We start from the raw sequence: 19,265 nt of genomic DNA on the forward strand, positions 1-19,265 counted from the left end.
TCCCCCTCCCATCGAAACGACACTCTGCCCACGTAATTTTCGCAATTCTGCATGCAAACCGGTTCTCCCCTTTGCTGGAATTGCTCTAGCAAGGAGACCAAAATGGACCCTAAAGACCTCATCAACCGTGTTGACGAGAAAGCATGCCTCGATTTTCTGTCGATGATGGTTCAGCACCGCAGCCATTCCGAGACCGAGGGCGAGAAGGAACTCGCCAAGGTGATGGCGAAGGAGCTTGAAGCGCTTGGTGTCGTCTCCGACCTTCAGGCCTTCGATGATGGCAAGGGCGGCACGCGCTACAACGCCATCGGCACCTGGAAAGGGCAGGGCGGCGGCAAGAGCCTGCTGTTCAACGGCCACCTCGACACCAATCCGGTGACCGAAGGCTGGACGGTCGACCCTGTCGGCGGAATTGTCGACGACAAGTTCATCTACGGGATCGGCGTTTCCAATATGAAGGCCGGCGATGCGGCCTATTTCTGCGCGCTGAAGACGCTGAAGGACGCCGGGATCAAGCTGAAGGGCGATGTCATCCTGACCTTCGTCGTCGGCGAATTGCAGGGCGGCGTCGGCACCTATAATGCCATCAAGGCGGGCTACAAGGCCGACTATTTCATCAATTCCGAGCCGACCGACCTTTATGCTCTGACCATGCATGCGGAAGGCAGCGGCTTTACCATCGAGCTGACCGGCGACACCCGCCACCTGTCGAAACGCGAGGAGGCTGTCGATGCCATCATGGCGGCCTGCGATCTGATCCCGCGTCTCAACGCGATGACGTTTTCCGGCGCGCTCAGCCCGGCCCACGAATCGATCAACCGCGTTCATTGTGGCGTCGTTCACGGCGCGCTTGGCCGCAACCTTGAGGAATGGCGTCCGCCGCAGGTGGCCGATTTCGTCGTCATTCGCGGAACCGCCCGCTATGCACCGGGTCAGACCTTTGAAGGCGCAATGAAGGACATGCAGGTCGAGCTCGATGCACTGGAACAGCGGTTCCCCGGCCTGAAAGCGAAGCTCATTCCGAAGGACCGTGACAATGTGCCGAACATGCCGGCCTTTGAGGTTTCGCCCGAAAGCCCGATCGTCAAGGCCATCAACAAGGCCTATGAGACGGTGCGCGGCGTGCCACAGCCGACCGGCGTGGATATTCCCTCCCGCTTCTACGGCTCCGACGCCGGCCATCTTTATCACGAACTGGGCATGCAAGGCATCGTTTGCGGTCCCGGCGGGCGCTACAACACCATGCCCGATGAGCGCGTCGACATCGTCGATTTCATCGACATGATCAAGGTCTACATGCTGGCGATGATCGAAGTCTGCGAAGTCGCCTGACCATGTTCGAACGGGCTGAATTCGAAGCCCGGGCGGCACGCGCCCGGGCAGACATGAAGCGCGCCGGCGTCGATCTTCTGCTGGCGGCCAGCGCCGAGTTCGTCGGCTGGCTGAGCGGCTACACCATATCGGAAACCATGTTCCGCCCCTGCTTCCTGCCGCTTTCCGGCAAAGCCTGGTTCGTGATCCGGGACCTCGATGCCGCGCCCTGCCGCGATGCTGTCTGGTTCGACACGGTCGAAGCCTATGACGACAGCGACGATCCGGTTGTGGTGACGGCGCACAGCATTGCGGCTCACGGTTTCGGCGCTGCGCGGATCGGCTATGATTCCGCCTCCTATTCGATGACGCCGGATCTGCTTGCCCGCCTTCAGGCGGCACTGCCTGAGGCCTCGTTCGTCGCCATGCCAGGCATTGGCGATGCCCTGCGCTGGGTAAAATCCCCGGCGGAGATCGCCGTTATGGAACGCGCGGCTGCCATTGCCGATGCGACGATGGAAGAGCTTGCGGAAAAGCTGAAACCCGGCATGACCGTGCGGCAGGCAACCGCCATGGCGGCAACCCGCATGGTGATGGAAGGCAGCGACAACAGCCGCACAGGCCCGATCCTGAAATCGGGCGGAAATCATGAATTCCTGCACGGCGCGCCGCAGGACGAAACCCTCGGCCCCGGCGATATCCTGCATGTCGAATTGACGCCCGAATATCGCACCTACAGCGCCCGCATGATGCGGCCCGTGGTTTTCGGCGCACCCGGTCCGGAAATCCGGCATGTGGCCGAACGGCTGATTGCGCTTCAGGATGCCCAGATGGCGGCGATGAAACCCGGTGTCCGGGCAGGCGATATCGACACCATCTTGCGCGGGCCGCTTCTGGAAGAGGGCCTGCGCAAAACCTTTCCGAATGTTTCCGGCTATACGCTCGGCATTTACGGCCGCACGCCGCGTGTCAGCGACTTTTCCCGAGTCCTGCTGCCCGGCGCCGACTGGCCTCTGGAAACGGGCATGGTCTTCCACCTGTACGTCAGCGCGCAAGGTCTGGGTTTTTCGGAAACCGTTGCTGTGACGCCCGACGGCGGGCGGCGCCTTACCTCCTTTCCACGGCGGCTGATTGTCGTTTCGTGAGGCCAATCCGGCGATTCTCACGCGGGCTGTACACGGCCTGCACGAAACCGGCATATAACCCCGCGCCGTTGTTCGGGGCGTCGATGACGCTTGCCCAAAACACTCCTTCAAAACCGGATTTTCGGCGCTTGGAGCGGAAGGCTGCAGCGTTAGCGTGTACTAAGATTTGACTGACACGCTGCGCACATGACTGCCTGTCACCGGCAATGGGCAATCTACATGTCATGACGTGCATCATTGGTTTGTTTCAATTAACACAACCATAGAGAGTGTATGAAATGCGCTTGTTATGCAGAAAAACGCTCAATTAGGAACCGCTAATCCAACAATCGCGGCATTAAACTCGACAATTTAAATGTTAAATTTCTGTCATAAATTGCCCAGATCATTTGATTGAACTTTTTACCGGCAACGCCTGATTTTAAAGGCATTTAGCGGATCTGAAATTCTAAAAGTAGGGATTAAACAATAAAAACATTGCCTTAAAATCGATCGAAAATTCATATTCAGTTCAGGAAAAATGGCTTACACGCCTTGCAGTTGACACGAACTTACGTTAGGGCATCCCGTAAAGGTAGTAGTGGGCCAAAGTGCCACTCGGGTCTCCAATACAAAAGATCGAAGCGCCAAGAAACCGGCGAAAAACCACTATTGGATGTGGTTGCGCTAACATTTTGATGGAATTATTCAAGGAATAGCCTCATGGATGCAATCATTGTCGACAAGAACGATGGCTCCCAGCATCGTCAGCCCGTCGGAAACCTTCAGCTCGACGAGGCGTCTGTCGTTAAACTTCCGGTAGCGCCGGAAAACGTCGCTTCATTCGAACAGAACGGTAATGATCTGGTGATCGTCACGACGAGTGGTGAGACGATTGTCATTGGCGATTTTTTCGTCAATTTCGGTGATGACCGGAATGAACTTGTTCTCGTTGACAATGACGGTGTTGCCTGGTGGGGGCAGTATTCCGGTCCATGGAGCGATTTTGCCTTTGCCGAGATCGGCGCGGATACGGCCGCACCGTTCCCGCTCGCAGCGTTGCTCGGTGTTGGCGCCGCTGCTGCAGGCGGGCTGGCAATTGGCTTTGATGACGGCGATGGAGATGGACCGGCTCCGGTCTTTCCGGAACTGGATGTGCAGGACATTGCCGATGATCCGGCCGGTGACCGCGTTTCGGTCAGCGGCAACAGTACCGGCGATTATGTTGTCGTAACCTATCCCGACGGGAATGGCGGCACGACCGTGTCCGATCCGATCCCGGTCGATGAAGACGGAAACTGGTCCTACGATATCCCGCGTGATGATATTGCCGAGGGCGATGTCGAAATCACCGGCACAGTGACGGATGAAAACGGCAATCCTGTTCAGGATGCCGACGGTAACCCGATCTCGGATACGGAAACCGCGACGCTGGATCTGACCGGCCCCGAGGTCGATGTTGCAATCACCGACAATGGCCAGGACGGCACGCTGGTTCTGACCTTCGCACCGGACACCGACACCACGACCTTTGATCCGGAAACGGACCTCGATCTTGCCAATGCCGATCTCGGCACGGACGGAACATGGACGGTTGACGGCGACGGCAACCAGGTGTGGACGGCCACGATCACGCCGACGGGCAATGGCGAGGTTACGGCCACGGTCACCGACGGCTCCTACACCGATACGGCCGGCAATGAAGGCTCGGAAGGTGTTGGCTCGGAAGACTTCGATGTCTCCGGTCCGTCCGTGGATGTCGAGATCGTCAATAACGGTCAGACCGGTGAAGTGACCTTCACCTTCTCCGAAGCGGTCGACGGTTTCGATGCGTCCGATGTCAGCGTTGGCAACGGCACGCTGTCCGACCTGACGCAGGTTGACGATCATACCTGGACGGCGACGGTCACGCCGGACGCAACCGGCGATGTGACGGTTTCCGTCGCGGCCGGTTCCTATACCGACCTTGCGGGCAATGCAGGCTCTGCCGGTTCTGACAGCGATGTCTTCGACCGCACCGCGCCGACGGTCGATGTTGCAATCACCGACAACGGCCAGGACGGTACGCTGGTTCTGACCTTTGCACCGGACACCGACACCACGACCTTCGATCCGGAAACGGACCTCGATCTTGCCAATGCCGATCTCGGCGATGACGGAACATGGACGGTTGACGGCGACGGCAATCAGGTGTGGACGGCCACGATCACGCCGACGGGCAATGGCGAAGTGACGGCCACGGTCACCGACGGCTCCTACACCGATACGGCCGGCAATGAAGGCTCTGAAGGTGTTGGTTCGGAAGACTTCGATGTCTCCGGTCCGTCCGTGGATGTCGAGATCGTCAATAACGGTCAGACCGGTGAAGTGACCTTCACCTTCTCCGAAGCGGTCGACGGTTTCGATGCGTCCGATGTCAGCGTTGGCAACGGCACGCTGTCCGACCTGACGCAGGTTGACGATCATACCTGGACGGCGACGGTCACGCCGGACGCAACCGGCGATGTGACGGTTTCCGTCGCGGCCGGTTCCTATACCGACCTTGCGGGCAATGAAGGCTCTGCCGGTTCTGATAGCGATGTCTTCGACCGCACCGCGCCGACGGTTGATGTTGCGATCACCGACAACGGCCAGGACGGCACGCTGGTTCTGACCTTTGCACCGGACACCGACACCACGACCTTCGATCCGGAAACGGACCTCGATCTTGCCAATGCCGATCTCGGCGATGACGGAACATGGACGGTTGACGGCGACGGCAATCAGGTGTGGACGGCAACGATCACGCCGACGGGCAATGGCGAGGTTACGGCCACGGTCACCGACGGTTCCTACACCGATACGGCCGGCAATGAAGGCTCTGAAGGTGTTGGTTCGGAAGACTTCGATGTCTCCGGTCCGTCCGTGGATGTGGAGATCGTCAATAACGGTCAGACCGGTGAAGTGACCTTCACCTTCTCCGAAGCGGTCGACGGTTTCGATGCGTCCGATGTCAGCGTTGGCAACGGCACGCTGTCCGACCTGACGCAGGTTGACGATCATACCTGGACGGCGACGGTCACGCCGGACGCAACCGGCGATGTGACGGTTTCCGTCGCGGCCGGTTCCTATACCGACCTTGCGGGCAATGCAGGCTCTGCCGGTTCTGACAGCGATGTCTTCGACCGCACCGCGCCGACGGTCGATGTTGCAATCACCGACAACGGCCAGGACGGTACGCTGGTTCTGACCTTTGCACCGGACACCGACACCACGACCTTCGATCCGGAAACGGACCTCGATCTTGCCAATGCCGATCTCGGCGATGACGGAACATGGACGGTTGACGGCGACGGCAATCAGGTGTGGACGGCAACGATCACGCCGACGGGCAATGGCGAGGTTACGGCCACGGTCACCGACGGTTCCTACACCGATACGGCCGGCAATGAAGGCTCTGAAGGTGTTGGTTCGGAAGACTTCGATGTCTCCGGTCCGTCCGTGGATGTGGAGATCGTCAATAACGGTCAGACCGGTGAAGTGACCTTCACCTTCTCCGAAGCGGTTGACGGTTTCGATGCGTCCGATGTCAGCGTTGGCAACGGCACGCTGTCCGACCTGACGCAGGTTGACGATCATACCTGGACGGCGACGGTCACGCCGGACGCAACCGGCGATGTGACGGTTTCCGTCGCGGCCGGTTCCTATACCGACCTTGCGGGCAATGCAGGCTCTGCCGGTTCTGACAGCGATGTCTTCGACCGCACCGCGCCGACGGTCGATGTTGCAATCACCGACAACGGCCAGGACGGTACGCTGGTTCTGACCTTTGCACCGGACACCGACACCACGACCTTCGATCCGGAAACGGACCTCGATCTTGCCAATGCCGATCTCGGCGATGACGGAACATGGACGGTTGACGGCGACGGCAATCAGGTGTGGACGGCAACGATCACGCCGACGGGCAATGGCGAGGTTACGGCCACGGTCACCGACGGTTCCTACACCGATACGGCCGGCAATGAAGGCTCTGAAGGTGTTGGTTCGGAAGACTTCGATGTCTCCGGTCCGTCCGTGGATGTGGAGATCGTCAATAACGGTCAGACCGGTGAAGTGACCTTCACCTTCTCCGAAGCGGTCGACGGTTTCGATGCGTCCGATGTCAGCGTTGGCAACGGCACGCTGTCCGACCTGACGCAGGTTGACGATCATACCTGGACGGCGACGGTCACGCCGGACGCAACCGGCGATGTGACGGTTTCCGTCGCGGCCGGTTCCTATACCGACCTTGCGGGCAATGCAGGCTCTGCCGGTTCTGACAGCGATGTCTTCGACCGCACCGCGCCGACGGTCGATGTTGCAATCACCGACAACGGCCAGGACGGTACGCTGGTTCTGACCTTTGCACCGGACACCGACACCACGACCTTCGATCCGGAAACGGACCTCGATCTTGCCAATGCCGATCTCGGCGATGACGGAACATGGACGGTTGACGGCGACGGCAATCAGGTGTGGACGGCAACGATCACGCCGACGGGCAATGGCGAGGTTACGGCCACGGTCACCGACGGTTCCTACACCGATACGGCCGGCAATGAAGGCTCTGAAGGTGTTGGTTCGGAAGACTTCGATGTCTCCGGTCCGTCCGTGGATGTGGAGATCGTCAATAACGGTCAGACCGGTGAAGTGACCTTCACCTTCTCCGAAGCGGTTGACGGTTTCGATGCGTCCGATGTCAGCGTTGGCAACGGCACGCTGTCCGACCTGACGCAGGTTGACGATCATACCTGGACGGCGACGGTCACGCCGGACGCAACCGGCGATGTGACGGTTTCCGTCGCGGCCGGTTCCTATACCGACCTTGCGGGCAATGCAGGCTCTGCCGGTTCTGACAGCGATGTCTTCGACCGCACCGCGCCGACGGTCGATGTTGCAATCACCGACAACGGCCAGGACGGTACGCTGGTTCTGACCTTTGCACCGGACACCGACACCACGACCTTCGATCCGGAAACGGACCTCGATCTTGCCAATGCCGATCTCGGCGATGACGGAACATGGACGGTTGACGGCGACGGCAATCAGGTGTGGACGGCAACGATCACGCCGACGGGCAATGGCGAGGTTACGGCCACGGTCACCGACGGTTCCTACACCGATACGGCCGGCAATGAAGGCTCTGAAGGTGTTGGTTCGGAAGACTTCGATGTCTCCGGTCCGTCCGTGGATGTGGAGATCGTCAATAACGGTCAGACCGGTGAAGTGACCTTCACCTTCTCCGAAGCGGTTGACGGTTTCGATGCGTCCGATGTCAGCGTTGGCAACGGCACGCTGTCCGACCTGACGCAGGTTGACGATCATACCTGGACGGCGACGGTCACGCCGGACGCAACCGGCGATGTGACGGTTTCCGTCGCGGCCGGTTCCTATACCGACCTTGCGGGCAATGCAGGCTCTGCCGGTTCTGACAGCGATGTCTTCGACCGCACCGCGCCGACGGTCGATGTTGCAATCACCGACAACGGCCAGGACGGTACGCTGGTTCTGACCTTTGCACCGGACACCGACACCACGACCTTCGATCCGGAAACGGACCTCGATCTTGCCAATGCCGATCTCGGCGATGACGGAACATGGACGGTTGACGGCGACGGCAATCAGGTGTGGACGGCCACGATCACGCCGACGGGCAATGGCGAAGTGACGGCCACGGTCACCGACGGCTCCTACACCGATACGGCCGGCAATGAAGGCTCGGAAGGTGTTGGCTCGGAAGACTTCGATGTCTCCGGTCCGTCCGTGGATGTCGAGATCGTCAATAACGGTCAGACCGGTGAAGTGACCTTCACCTTCTCCGAAGCGGTCGACGGTTTCGATGCGTCCGATGTCAGCGTTGGCAACGGCACGCTGTCCGACCTGACGCAGGTTGACGATCATACCTGGACGGCGACGGTCACGCCGGACGCAACCGGCGATGTGACGGTTTCCGTCGCGGCCGGTTCCTATACCGACCTTGCGGGCAATGCAGGCTCTGCCGGTTCTGACAGCGATGTCTTCGACCGCACCGCGCCGACGGTCGATGTTGCAATCACCGACAACGGCCAGGACGGTACGCTGGTTCTGACCTTTGCACCGGACACCGACACCACGACCTTCGATCCGGAAACGGACCTCGATCTTGCCAATGCCGATCTCGGCGATGACGGAACATGGACGGTTGACGGCGACGGCAATCAGGTGTGGACGGCCACGATCACGCCGACGGGCAATGGCGAAGTGACGGCCACGGTCACCGACGGCTCCTACACCGATACGGCCGGCAATGAAGGCTCTGAAGGTGTTGGTTCGGAAGACTTCGATGTCTCCGGTCCGTCCGTGGATGTCGAGATCGTCAATAACGGTCAGACCGGTGAAGTGACCTTCACCTTCTCCGAAGCGGTCGACGGTTTCGATGCGTCCGATGTCAGCGTTGGCAACGGCACGCTGTCCGACCTGACGCAGGTTGACGATCATACCTGGACGGCGACGGTCACGCCGGACGCAACCGGCGATGTGACGGTTTCCGTCGCGGCCGGTTCCTATACCGACCTTGCGGGCAATGCAGGCTCTGCCGGTTCTGACAGCGATGTCTTCGACCGCACCGCGCCGACGGTCGATGTTGCAATCACCGACAACGGCCAGGACGGTACGCTGGTTCTGACCTTTGCACCGGACACCGACACCACGACCTTCGATCCGGAAACGGACCTCGATCTTGCCAATGCCGATCTCGGCGATGACGGAACATGGACGGTTGACGGCGACGGCAATCAGGTGTGGACGGCAACGATCACGCCGACGGGCAATGGCGAGGTTACGGCCACGGTCACCGACGGTTCCTACACCGATACGGCCGGCAATGAAGGCTCTGAAGGTGTTGGTTCGGAAGACTTCGATGTCTCCGGTCCGTCCGTGGATGTGGAGATCGTCAATAACGGTCAGACCGGTGAAGTGACCTTCACCTTCTCCGAGGCGGTCGACGGTTTCGATGCGTCCGATGTCAGCGTTGGCAACGGCACGCTGTCCGACCTGACGCAGCTTGACGATCATACCTGGACGGCGACGGTGACGCCGGAAAACGCAGGCGGAGAGGTTTCCGTCACGGTTGCCGACGACAGCTATACCGATATTGCCGGCAATCTGGGCGAGGGCGGCACGGACGCGGAAATCTTCGACCGCTATGAGCCGCTGGCGCAGGACGACCACAGCAACCTGACGATCGGTGGCGATGATTTCAGCAGCGACCGGGACTTCAATGTCGCGTTCGTGCTCGATTTCAGCGGCAGCGTTTCCGACGCTGAGGCGGATCAGATGCTTCAGGCTGTCAAAGCCGCAGGTCAGACCTTCTTCGAAGGGACGACCGGCGATGTCCAGATCCAGCTTATAGCGTTCGCTTCGGATGCCAGTTCGACCATGTCCTTCACCAACTACAACGAATTCGCTGCACAGGTCGACGCTTGGGAAAATAACCGCCCCATGAGAGGCGGAACGGACTATACGGAAGCCGTCAACCAGACGATGGAGGACTTCCAGCCGATCGACGGCTATGACAACCGGGTTTTCTTCATGAGTGATGGCGAACCCACCGAGCAAACCAGCGAGCACTGGGAAAGCGGTCCTTGGGGCGGCGGCAGCTGGGTGACCGATCATTCACTGGAGAGCAACACCGAAGCCGCTTGGAACGATTTCGTTGCAAACAATGATATCGACGTGCAGACGGTGGGTATCGGCGAGGGGATTAGCGTTCCCCGGCTGCAGGATGTCGATGAAGCCGACGGCGACAACCACGTCATCGAGGTTTCCAACTTCGACGATCTGGTGGACGAGCTGATCGATTCCCTCAAGGGGGCGGAAGTCTCGGGCAATGTTCTGCTCGGCGACGATGGTATCGCAGGCACGGCGGATGACGACCTTCTGGGCGTTGACGGCGGTCATATCCTGTCCATCGCCGTTGACGGCGAGACCTATACCTACGGCACAGACGGGGTTGTCGACAGTCAAGGGAATACCGTTTCGGATGATGCCACCTTTACTGTCGATACGGCACAGGGCGGTTCGCTCACATTCGATTTCGAAAGTGGCGACTGGGTCTATGAGGCCGATTCCGAAACCACGACCGGAACCGAGGCTTTCGACTATGTTCTGACCGATGATAGCGGTGACACGAGCAGCGCGACCCTGACGGTTGACGTTCAATCTGCATCTGCCGGGGCAAGTGCAACGGCAAGCATGGCACTTGAGGCCGACAGTGCCGATGCCGTGGATGCAGACCCTGTCTTCGCAATGGCCGCTTCCGACCTTCACGTGCAAACCCTGGGGCTTGGCGGTGCGGATGACGACGCGGATGCCGGCGACGAAAACACGGTGTCGGTGTTGGGCGACGACAACGACTTCACGGCTGACGACCTCGTCTACGAGGACAATGTCGAAAGTCTGGAGGCCTATCTGCCCGAGGAAAACAACACCGGCACGGATGCCGGCGCATCGGAACCGGCTGATGCCGGAACCGTGAATGTCGATCTCGACGAGATTGAAGACCATGCAGCGATGGTGGGCTGAATCAGGCCACCAATGCTGACAGCGCAATTCCGGAAAAGGCGGACATTGTTTGCCCGTCCGGAATTGCACCAGAACAACAACCGGGGTGACTTCGCGTTTCGATGAGACGCGAAGTCCCTTCGGCGGGAGACGCATTGCTGTGTTTCCGGTCCGGACAGCCCCTTCAAAGAACCTGGCCAGAAGATGAACATACATATCAAAGACAATCGCGCAGTCGGCGATGCGGCCGGTCTTTCGAGGGAGCCGGAGGTTGTTTCCGACCGGTGGATAGAAGCCTTGCTGACCGTTGCCGGACACTACCGGATAGACTGCTCGCCCGAACAGCTCAGGCTGGTGGATGCTTGGGACCAGAGCGGTGACCGCAAGCGGGTCTTTGGCAAGCTGGCGCGGCAGGCCGGACTGGCGATCCGGTTTATCGACCGCGATATCCGCAAGATCACACCGATGCGCCTTCCCGTCATTGTGTTTTTGAAGGACGGGCAGGTTGCTGTTGCCAGCGGGCGCAACGGAGACAGGTTCGCGCTGACCTTTTCCGGCGATGGCGGTCTTTCTTCCGATGTCGCGATTGCCGATCTGAAGGACCGTGTCGAACTGGTGGCGGTGGTCAGGCCGGCGGGCGATATGCCGGACAGCCGGATCGATGATTATATCGAGCCGTTCCGGAAAAACTGGCTGCGATCGATCGTTCTGGCCGATTTCCGGCCCTACTTCTTCATCATGCTGGCCTCGCTGGTGGCCAATATCCTGGCGCTTGCCAGCGTCATCTTCTCCATGCAGGTTTACGACCGGGTTGTGCCGGCCCAGTCCTATCCCACGCTTTTCGTTCTCGCAGGCGGTGCTTTTCTGGCGGTTCTGTTCGCCTTCATCATGCGTCAGATGCGCATGAAGATCACCGATGTGCTCGGCAAGCGCGCCGACCTGCGCATATCCGACAAGGTCTTCGGACACGCGCTCAGGGTCAAGAATATTGCCCGGCCGCGCGCCACCGGCACATTCATTGCCCAGCTGCGCGAGCTGGAGCATGTGCGTGAAATGATGACCGCTTCGGCGGTGTCGGCGATTGCGGATCTGCCCTTCTTCCTGCTGTTTTGCGTGATCTTCTGGTGGGTGGCGGGAAATCTTGTCTGGGTTCCGGCCGTTGCAGTCCTGCTCCTGATTGCGCCCGGCATTCTGGCGCAGAGAAAGCTGCGCGAACTTGCCAAGGCAAACATGCGCGAATCCGCGCTCCGCAACGCCATGCTGGTGGAAGCGGTGCAGGGCCTGGACGACATCAAGCTGCTGCAGGCCGAAGACCGGTTCCAGAACCACTGGAACCACTACAATGCCGTCAACGCCGATTCCGGCATGAAGCTGCGTGACCTTGTGGGCACGCTCGGCAACTGGACGCAGACCGTGCAGGGCATGGTCTATATCGCCGTTGTCGGCGTCGGGGCGCCGGCGGTGATGTATGGTGACATGACGACCGGTGCCCTTGTTGCTGCGGCGATGCTTTCCACGCGCATGCTGGCACCGCTGGCAAGTGTCACGCAGGTTCTCAATCGCTGGCAGCAGGCGCGGATCGCGAGCGAAAGCCTCGACAAGATCATGATGCTGCCTGTCGATCACCCCGAAAATGCCAAGCGAATCCACAAATCGGCCATTGAAGGGGCATTTCACCTGCAGAAGGCCGTTTTTGCCTATGAGGAAGAACCGGTTCTGACCGTCGACGACCTGAAGATCCGGGCGGGCTCGAAAGTGGGGGTCATTGGCCGCAACGGAGCCGGAAAGTCGACCCTGCTTCAGGGGTTGTCGGGTCTGATGGAAGCACGGTCCGGTACTGTCCTGATTGACAGCGCAAACATCACGCATGTCGACCCCGCTGACCTGCGCCGCGATATCGGCCTTGCCGGCCAGAATGCACGGCTTTTTTACGGCACAATCCGCGAAAACCTCTGCCTCGGCGCGCCCAATGCCCGCGACGAGGAGCTGATTGCCGCTCTCGAACGAACCGGTGCGTGGGAATTCGTCCGCAAGATGCCGGAAGGGCTGGATCGCATGATCCAGGAAGGCGGGCATGGCCTGTCGGGCGGGCAGCGCCAGGCCATCATTCTCGCACGGCTTCTTCTGCGCACACCGTCCGTCGTTCTTCTCGATGAGCCGACGGCAGCGCTTGATGAAACGGCTGAACAGAAAATTCTGTCGGCGCTCGGCGGGCTGGACGCGGGAACGACACTGGTTGTCGCGACCCACAAACCGTCTGTTCTCACACTGGTGGACCGGCTGATTGTGGTTTCCAACGGCAGGATCATCATGGATGGCCCACGGGACGCAATTCTCGCGCGCCTGCGCAAGGGCGAGGCCCATGCCGCGAAAAGACGCAAGGAGGCGGCCCAATGACCGCAGGCACGTATGAAGACCTGATTGAAGGCGACGATATTTCCGCCAGCGGTGCAGGCAAGGTGGTGCTGATACTGGCGCTGATGATCACGGCCTTTCTCGTCTGGGCCTATTTCTTCTCGGTTGAAGAAGTGTCTTCCGGCCCGGGAACGGTCGTGCCGCTGTCGCACGAGCAGACGGTTCAATCTTTCGATGGTGGCATTCTCTCGGAACTCGATGTCAGCGCCGGAGAGATTGTCGACAAGGGTCAGATCATCGCCAGGCTCGACCCCACCCGCGCGCAGGCCGAATATGATGAAACGGCTGCGCGTTACCGCGCCTCGCTGGCGCAGGCCGCCCGCCTGCAGGCAGAGGTCACAGGGGCGGAGACCGTCAATTTTCCGGCCGCGCTTGATGGTTTTCCCGATCTGACCGCTTCCGAAAGAGCGCTGTTTGTCGCCCGTCAGGACAGCTACCACGAGTCGCTTGCCGACATGAAAACGGATATGGCGCTGATTGACGAGCAGCTCCGGCTGATGACGCCGTTGGTCGAAACCGGCGCGGCCAGCAAGGTCGAGCTGATCCGGCTGAAGCGCGACCGGGCCGACATCAAGCTGAAGATGGACGACATGCGGTCCAAATACATTGTCGAAAGCGGGGAAAAGCTGGCGGAGGCCCAGGCAAAGGTTCAGTCGCTGCTGTCCACGCTTCACGGGCTTGAGGATACGATTGCCCACACGACGATCCGCTCCCCGGTGCACGGCATCGTCAAGGACGTCGCCGTGACAACGATCGGCGGCGTCATTTCGCCCAATGGCGCGGTGATGACCATCGTTCCGCTGAACGATCAGCTGCTGATCGAGGCAAGGGTTTCGCCGCGCGATATTGCCTTCATCCACCCCGGACAGCCGGCGCTTGTGAAGATCACCGCCTATGACTATTCGGTTTATGGCGGGCTCGAAGGTTCGGTTGAAAACATTTCGCCGGATACGATCCGCGACGAGATTAATCCGGAAAACCTCTATTACCGGGTTTATATCCGCACGGCCTCGGACGTACTCGTCAACAAGGCCGGCAAACGTTTTCCCATCAGCCCCGGCATGGTTGCGTCCGTCGATATCAAGACGGGTGAGAAGACCATCTGGGACTATCTGATCAAGCCGCTCAACCGTGGCCGTGAGGCTTTGCGGGAACGCTGATGAACCCGGGGCAACCGGCCTGTTCGCCCGGATGTTCCGACCATGACTGACTCATAAAAGGAGAGCGAAATGCTGAAAAGAGTATCCATCGCCGTGCTGGCCGGCGCCATTTTCGTGGGGCCTGCCTTTGCCGGGGGGCTGAACGAGCAAAAGGCGAATATGAGGTTCGAAAGCGTTGCGCCGGCCCTGACCGAGCTTGACGCAAATTTTGTGCGCGATGGCAAACCGGTAACCGTCGAGCTTGTCCGTCAGGTGGAAATCGGCGCGGCGCAGGAGCAGGTCGCATCACTGCTTGGCCAGCCGGTTCAGGCCGCAAAAAGGGGCAACACCCCTGTCTGGGATTATAATCTCAAGTTCACAACCGCGCGCGACGGCGAGATTGTCTGCCAGTACAAGGTCCTGTTCGACAAAACGCAGAAGGTTGACGAAACGGTCTGGCGCAGGCCGCAATGCCGGGACCTGATGACCGGTCGCGGCTGACCTTAACGTAGAAAGTGTATTGTTCGCTGCACGTCTTGAGGCGGGGGTTACATCCTCCGCTTTGCGAACGGAATCAATCTGTTGATTGCAAAACTATTTTCTTGAAAGCCTGTTTATGGCATGCTGTCAGCACTGATTCGTTATTTCCTGCAGCAATCTGTGCTTGCGTTATCCGCTCGGGAACAAACAGCCCTGGAAGATATGTCTTGAGTGTGTACTTCAAGACATCATGACGTGGAAGCGCAGTGATACACCGGATAATGCACTGTGCGGCAGCCGCCGCACGGCGACCGTTATTGTTGCTTGTTTTTGGGCTGGTCATCGCCTTGACTGGCTGCTCGACAAGTGGAAACGGACGCCCCTCAGTTTCTTTTGAAGACCGGACCGGCTCGATCCGGAAGGAACGGCCGGCAGTGCAGGAGCCTGTGGACATGGCTGCCGCCGGGCAGTCGCTCGACGGTCTTGTGCAGATTGCGCTCTACCAGAGCCCCGCAATGATCGAGCAGGCTGCCGTCATTCGCGAGGAAACGGGCAATATCGATGTCGCCAAGGGCGGTTATATGCCGATGATCGGCGGCGGCGTCACCGGCGGCGTGGGCGATGCCGGCGATCCGGCCTTCGTGCTTTCGGCCGACCAGCTTCTTTTCGACTTCGGCAAGACCGACCGCGAGGTTGCCCGGGCCGACATCACGGCCCAGGAAGCCCTTCTGCAATTCCAGAGCAATGCCGATACGGTGCTGGGCAACGTCCTGACGGCCTATGCCGAATTCAGCCGATACCGCAGAAACGTCGAAATCGATGGAAAACGCGTTGCCCGGCTGAATGAACTCAGTGATCTCATCAGTCAGCGTGCGGCGGCCGGCGCGACGACGCAGCCGGATGTGCTGGCGGCTTCGAACAGTCTGGAAAAGGCCAAACACGATCTTCTCGAGATGAAATCGGAACGCGACCGGGCGGCCAATCAGCTCCGGGAATATTCCGGTCCGTTTGCTGTGAATATCGATGTTAGTCTTTCCGATGTTCCAGGCGCCTGCGTCCCGACGGAGGCGATTTCCGACACCTTGCCGGAAATCGCGCTCGCCCGGCTGAAGATTGCCAAGGCTCAGCTCGATTATGAAGATGCGTCCAAGGCGCGGCTGCCCGGCGTTTCGGCGGAAGTTTATGGCCGCCAGCCGCTTTATGACGAGGGCTTCCGTGTCGGCGTCAATTTCAACGTGGTGCCGACCCTGTTTCGCGGCGGGGCCATCGAAGCGGGAAAGAAGGCTGCCGAAGAGGCGCTTGCAGCAGCCCGCGCCAACCTGGACAAGGTGCACAGAAGCGCCTCGCTGGATTCGCTTGATGCCGGAACGGCGATGACCAATGCCCGTGAGCTGATCGCCTCGTCCGATCGCCAGATCAAGCTTCTCGATGAAACCAGAACGCTTTATCGAAGCCAGTATTTCGATCTGGGAACCCGCAGCCTGACCGATCTTCTGGATACGGAAGAAGACTATTATGACGCGCTGATTGCGCGCAGCAACAGCCAGCGCGATCTCGATATCGCCTTGCTGGAATGCCATCTGGTCAACAGCAGCTTGCGGTCTTCGCTCGGCCTTGCGAACATGACGCTTTACGGTTATCCGATTGACAGTTTCGGCATTGATGTCGGTGAAGAAGAAGAGGACGAGACTGCGACAGAAGCGGCATCGCTCTGACAGTTTATTGACAAAGGTACCCACCGGCACTTTCGTCAGGCCGGCCGAGAACATGCGCCGGAAGAACCGGGGTTCGATCTGAAATTGATCGGAGAGAAACCCGCCAAAGCCGCTTTCCGTTTGCAGTGCGGACGCCCTTTTAGACCAACGCGCCGGGGTTCATGATCTGCCCCGGGTCCAGCATCGATTTCAGCTGCCGCATTAGGTCGATTTCTTCCGGGGAGCGGCAACATGAAAGCCAGTCGCGTTTGAGGCGGCCGACGCCGTGTTCGGCGGTGACCGTGCCGCCATAGTCCCGCACGAGGGCGTAGAGCGCGCGTTCGATCCGGTCGCTGACGTCGGCATCGTCTTCATGACCGACGAGAAAATGGACGTTTCCATCACCGATATGACCGACCTTCAGGGTTCCGGTAACGCCGGCCATGCCGGCCAGCAGTCGATCGCCCGCATCGCAGAAATGACCGAGCTGCGATGGACTGATGCCGAGGTCGAAATTGATGTGCGCGCCGAAATCGGCATCGACATCGCCGATCGCCTCGCGCACGCGCCAGAGCGCCTGCGTTTCGGACAGCGATTTGGCGATGACGCCATCCTCGACGATACCTTCTTCCAGAAGCTGGCCGAGCCAGTTTTCGAAATGCGCACTGTCATCGCCCTCCAGCGCAAACTCCGCAAGGATGTAAAAGCCGTGGTCCGCGGCAAGCGGTGAGGCTGCAAGTTCGGTCTTGTGGCAGACGAAATCCCAGTAGTCGGGCCACATGCCTTCAAAAGCCGTCAGCCTGCCGGCAAAGGTCCGGCGGGCGGCCGAAAGGCAGGCGAGTGCGGCGTCGTGATCACGCACGGCCAGCAGGGCTGCGGTGCAGGCGGGCGTTGCCGGGCGAAGCTGAAGGACGGCGCGCGTTATCACGCCGAAAATACCTTCCGAGCCGATAAACAGGTGCTTCAGGTCGAGCCCGGCATTGTCCTTCACCAGCTTTCCCAGACGCGCAACGATCTGCCCGTCCGGCAGGACGACCTCCAGACCGAGCACATGCTGCCGGGTCATGCCATGGCGCAGGACGCGGATACCCCCGGCATTGGTGGCAATGGTTCCGCCGATGGTGGCCGATCCGCGCGCACCGATATCCACCGGGTATTCCAGCCCGTGCTCGAGTGCGGCCTCCTGCACGACCTGCAGCGGCGTTCCGGCCCACACGGTCATGGTCATCGCGTCGGTATCAATCTCGGCAATGCCGCTCATCAGCATTGTCGAAACGATGACACAATTGCCGGTGGCGCAGGCCCCGCCGGAAAGGCCGGTGCGTCCGCCCTGGGGGACCATCGCCACGCCGGCGGCCGCGCAGACCTTCACCGCTTCCGACAATGCCGCGACCGTCGCCGGGCGCAGCACTGCCAGCGGCAATGCGCCGTCAAGCCCGGACTGATCGCTGGCAAAGCGCTGCCGTTCCTCGGCAGAAAGCAGCAGTTCGCTGGGTGTCAGGATGCTTGAAAGTCTTGCAATCAGATTGCTTTTCATGTCCCGCTGTTGCAACGTCTTACCTCCAGCAATTGCGCTGCGTACCCTGCAGCAGCCTGTTTTTCCAAGGATGATCATGGCCAGCAGCGCCGTTCTTTCCCGGCTTCCCAGTCTTCGGTATTTTGTTGAGGTGGCGCGTGAGGGCTCGTTTCGCGCTGCCGCAGACAAGGTCAACATTGCGCCGTCTGCGGTGAGCAAGCAGATCAAGAACCTGGAAGAAACGCTGGGCGTCGAGCTGTTTATTCGCGGCCGGGGCCGGGCGGGGCTTGAACTGACGGAAGCCGGCGAAATTCTTCTGCATCGCTGCAATTCTGTGATCAACGAACTTGTGGTGGCGCGCGAAGAACTGCAGGAACTGCATGGTATTCAGCGCGGCCATTTGCGGCTTGGCGTGAACGAGGCCCTTGCGACCGATCTGCTTCCGGGCATTCTCAATAATCTGCATCGCAACTACCCCAATCTGAAATACACGATCATGGTGGAGAACACTCCGGATATGCTGGCGCGGCTGCGCGACGGCGATATCGAGATCGGACTTGGCTACAATATTCCCATGACCGGCGAGTTCGAGATTCTCGCCACGCTGAAACGGCGCACATATCTGATCACCCCGCGCAATCATCCCCTGGCGAAACGCCAGCGGGTCAAGCTGGAGGAAATCACGGGCGAAAAATTCATCTTCCCCGATCCCTCGCTGACCCTGCACCAGATGCTTCATGACGCCTTTATCCGCTCCGGTGTGGATGTGCGGCCGATCATGACCACGAATTCCTTCACCCTGCTGCGGCAGATGGTGGAAAACGGCATGGGGGTCAGCATGGTCATCGGTCGTTTCCTGCAACGGCGCACCGAACAGATTGCCTTCATCGAAATCACCGATGCCGCCATCGACCGCAAGGCGCTTTCTTGCTGCCGTATTGCCGGGCGCACGCCCAGCATTTCCTCGGCGGCCTTTTCCGCCGGCATCAAGGCGCTGTTTGCACAATATGGCGGCTAGCTGCCC

The 19,265-nt window shown here is 59.9% G+C and carries 10 protein-coding genes; 8 read left to right on the forward strand and 2 right to left on the reverse strand.

Annotated elements, in window-relative coordinates; genetic code table 11:
- Positions 1–102 precede the first annotated feature (102 nt).
- From ACHZCU_RS21185 to bamE, 6 genes are all read left to right on the forward strand, one after another.
- Positions 103–1,332 (forward strand): M20/M25/M40 family metallo-hydrolase, encoded by a 1,230-nt coding sequence (locus ACHZCU_RS21185; protein WP_319520596.1) that lies wholly within the window; start codon positions 103–105, stop codon positions 1,330–1,332.
- Between the two features lie 2 nt (positions 1,333–1,334).
- The gene (locus ACHZCU_RS21190) at positions 1,335–2,456 is read left to right on the forward strand and encodes a Xaa-Pro peptidase family protein (protein ID WP_319520597.1); all 1,122 of its coding nucleotides are present in this window, start codon (positions 1,335–1,337) and stop codon (positions 2,454–2,456) included.
- Between the two features lie 702 nt (positions 2,457–3,158).
- Positions 3,159–11,018 (forward strand): Ig-like domain-containing protein, encoded by a 7,860-nt coding sequence (locus ACHZCU_RS21195; RefSeq protein ID WP_319520598.1) that lies wholly within the window; start codon positions 3,159–3,161, stop codon positions 11,016–11,018.
- A gap of 183 nt (positions 11,019–11,201) precedes the next feature.
- Positions 11,202–13,394 (forward strand): type I secretion system permease/ATPase, encoded by a 2,193-nt coding sequence (locus ACHZCU_RS21200; RefSeq protein ID WP_319520599.1) that lies wholly within the window; start codon positions 11,202–11,204, stop codon positions 13,392–13,394.
- Positions 13,391–14,572 (forward strand): HlyD family type I secretion periplasmic adaptor subunit, encoded by a 1,182-nt coding sequence (locus ACHZCU_RS21205; RefSeq protein ID WP_319520600.1) that lies wholly within the window; start codon positions 13,391–13,393, stop codon positions 14,570–14,572. The genes ACHZCU_RS21200 and ACHZCU_RS21205 overlap by 4 nt, the downstream gene beginning before the upstream one ends.
- Before the next feature lie 69 nt (positions 14,573–14,641).
- Positions 14,642–15,052 carry an outer membrane protein assembly factor BamE gene (gene bamE / locus ACHZCU_RS21210; RefSeq protein WP_319520601.1) on the forward strand — a complete coding sequence of 137 codons (411 nt, stop codon included), beginning with the start codon at positions 14,642–14,644 and terminating at the stop codon, positions 15,050–15,052.
- A gap of 73 nt (positions 15,053–15,125) precedes the next feature.
- On the opposite strand, the gene ACHZCU_RS21215 is transcribed toward bamE, so the two are convergent.
- Positions 15,126–15,485, reverse strand: a complete 360-nt coding sequence (locus tag ACHZCU_RS21215) for a hypothetical protein (RefSeq protein WP_319520602.1) — start codon at positions 15,483–15,485, stop codon at positions 15,126–15,128.
- On the opposite strand from ACHZCU_RS21215, the gene ACHZCU_RS21220 reads away from it, so the two are divergent.
- Positions 15,484–16,746, forward strand: coding sequence for a TolC family protein (locus ACHZCU_RS21220; RefSeq protein ID WP_319520603.1), 1,263 nt, complete (start codon positions 15,484–15,486; stop codon positions 16,744–16,746). The two genes, ACHZCU_RS21215 and ACHZCU_RS21220, sit on opposite strands and share 2 nt — an antisense overlap.
- 139 nt (positions 16,747–16,885) lie before the next feature.
- Here the strand turns inward: ACHZCU_RS21220 and ACHZCU_RS21225 are convergent, their stop codons facing one another.
- On the reverse strand, positions 16,886–18,262 hold the full coding sequence (locus ACHZCU_RS21225; RefSeq protein WP_319520604.1) for an FAD-binding oxidoreductase: 1,377 nt from the start codon (positions 18,260–18,262) through the stop codon (positions 16,886–16,888).
- 76 nt (positions 18,263–18,338) lie between these two features.
- Here ACHZCU_RS21225 and ACHZCU_RS21230 point away from each other — a divergent pair, with 76 nt between their 5' ends.
- Positions 18,339–19,259 carry a LysR family transcriptional regulator gene (locus ACHZCU_RS21230; protein ID WP_319520605.1) on the forward strand — a complete coding sequence of 307 codons (921 nt, stop codon included), beginning with the start codon at positions 18,339–18,341 and terminating at the stop codon, positions 19,257–19,259.
- The last annotated feature ends 6 nt before the right edge of the window (positions 19,260–19,265 follow it).

The organism is uncultured Martelella sp., assembly GCF_963677965.2.
GTDB lineage: Bacteria > Pseudomonadota > Alphaproteobacteria > Rhizobiales > Rhizobiaceae > Martelella > Martelella mangrovi.

Excerpts from the sequence above, each read along its gene's own strand:
- ACHZCU_RS21220 (WP_319520603.1), top strand. The coding sequence starts at position 15,484 with ATGGCTGCCGCCGGGCAGTCGCTCGACGGTCTTGTGCAGATTGCGCTC.
- ACHZCU_RS21195 (WP_319520598.1), top strand. The coding sequence starts at position 3,159 with ATGGATGCAATCATTGTCGACAAGAACGATGGCTCCCAGCATCGTCAG.
- ACHZCU_RS21230 (WP_319520605.1), top strand. The coding sequence starts at position 18,339 with ATGGCCAGCAGCGCCGTTCTTTCCCGGCTTCCCAGTCTTCGGTATTTT.
- ACHZCU_RS21205 (WP_319520600.1), top strand. The coding sequence starts at position 13,391 with ATGACCGCAGGCACGTATGAAGACCTGATTGAAGGCGACGATATTTCC.
- ACHZCU_RS21215 (WP_319520602.1), bottom strand. The coding sequence starts at position 15,485 with ATGTCCACAGGCTCCTGCACTGCCGGCCGTTCCTTCCGGATCGAGCCG.
- ACHZCU_RS21185 (WP_319520596.1), top strand. The coding sequence starts at position 103 with ATGGACCCTAAAGACCTCATCAACCGTGTTGACGAGAAAGCATGCCTC.
- bamE (WP_319520601.1), top strand. The coding sequence starts at position 14,642 with ATGCTGAAAAGAGTATCCATCGCCGTGCTGGCCGGCGCCATTTTCGTG.
- ACHZCU_RS21190 (WP_319520597.1), top strand. The coding sequence starts at position 1,335 with ATGTTCGAACGGGCTGAATTCGAAGCCCGGGCGGCACGCGCCCGGGCA.
- ACHZCU_RS21225 (WP_319520604.1), bottom strand. The coding sequence starts at position 18,262 with ATGAAAAGCAATCTGATTGCAAGACTTTCAAGCATCCTGACACCCAGC.
- ACHZCU_RS21200 (WP_319520599.1), top strand. The coding sequence starts at position 11,202 with ATGAACATACATATCAAAGACAATCGCGCAGTCGGCGATGCGGCCGGT.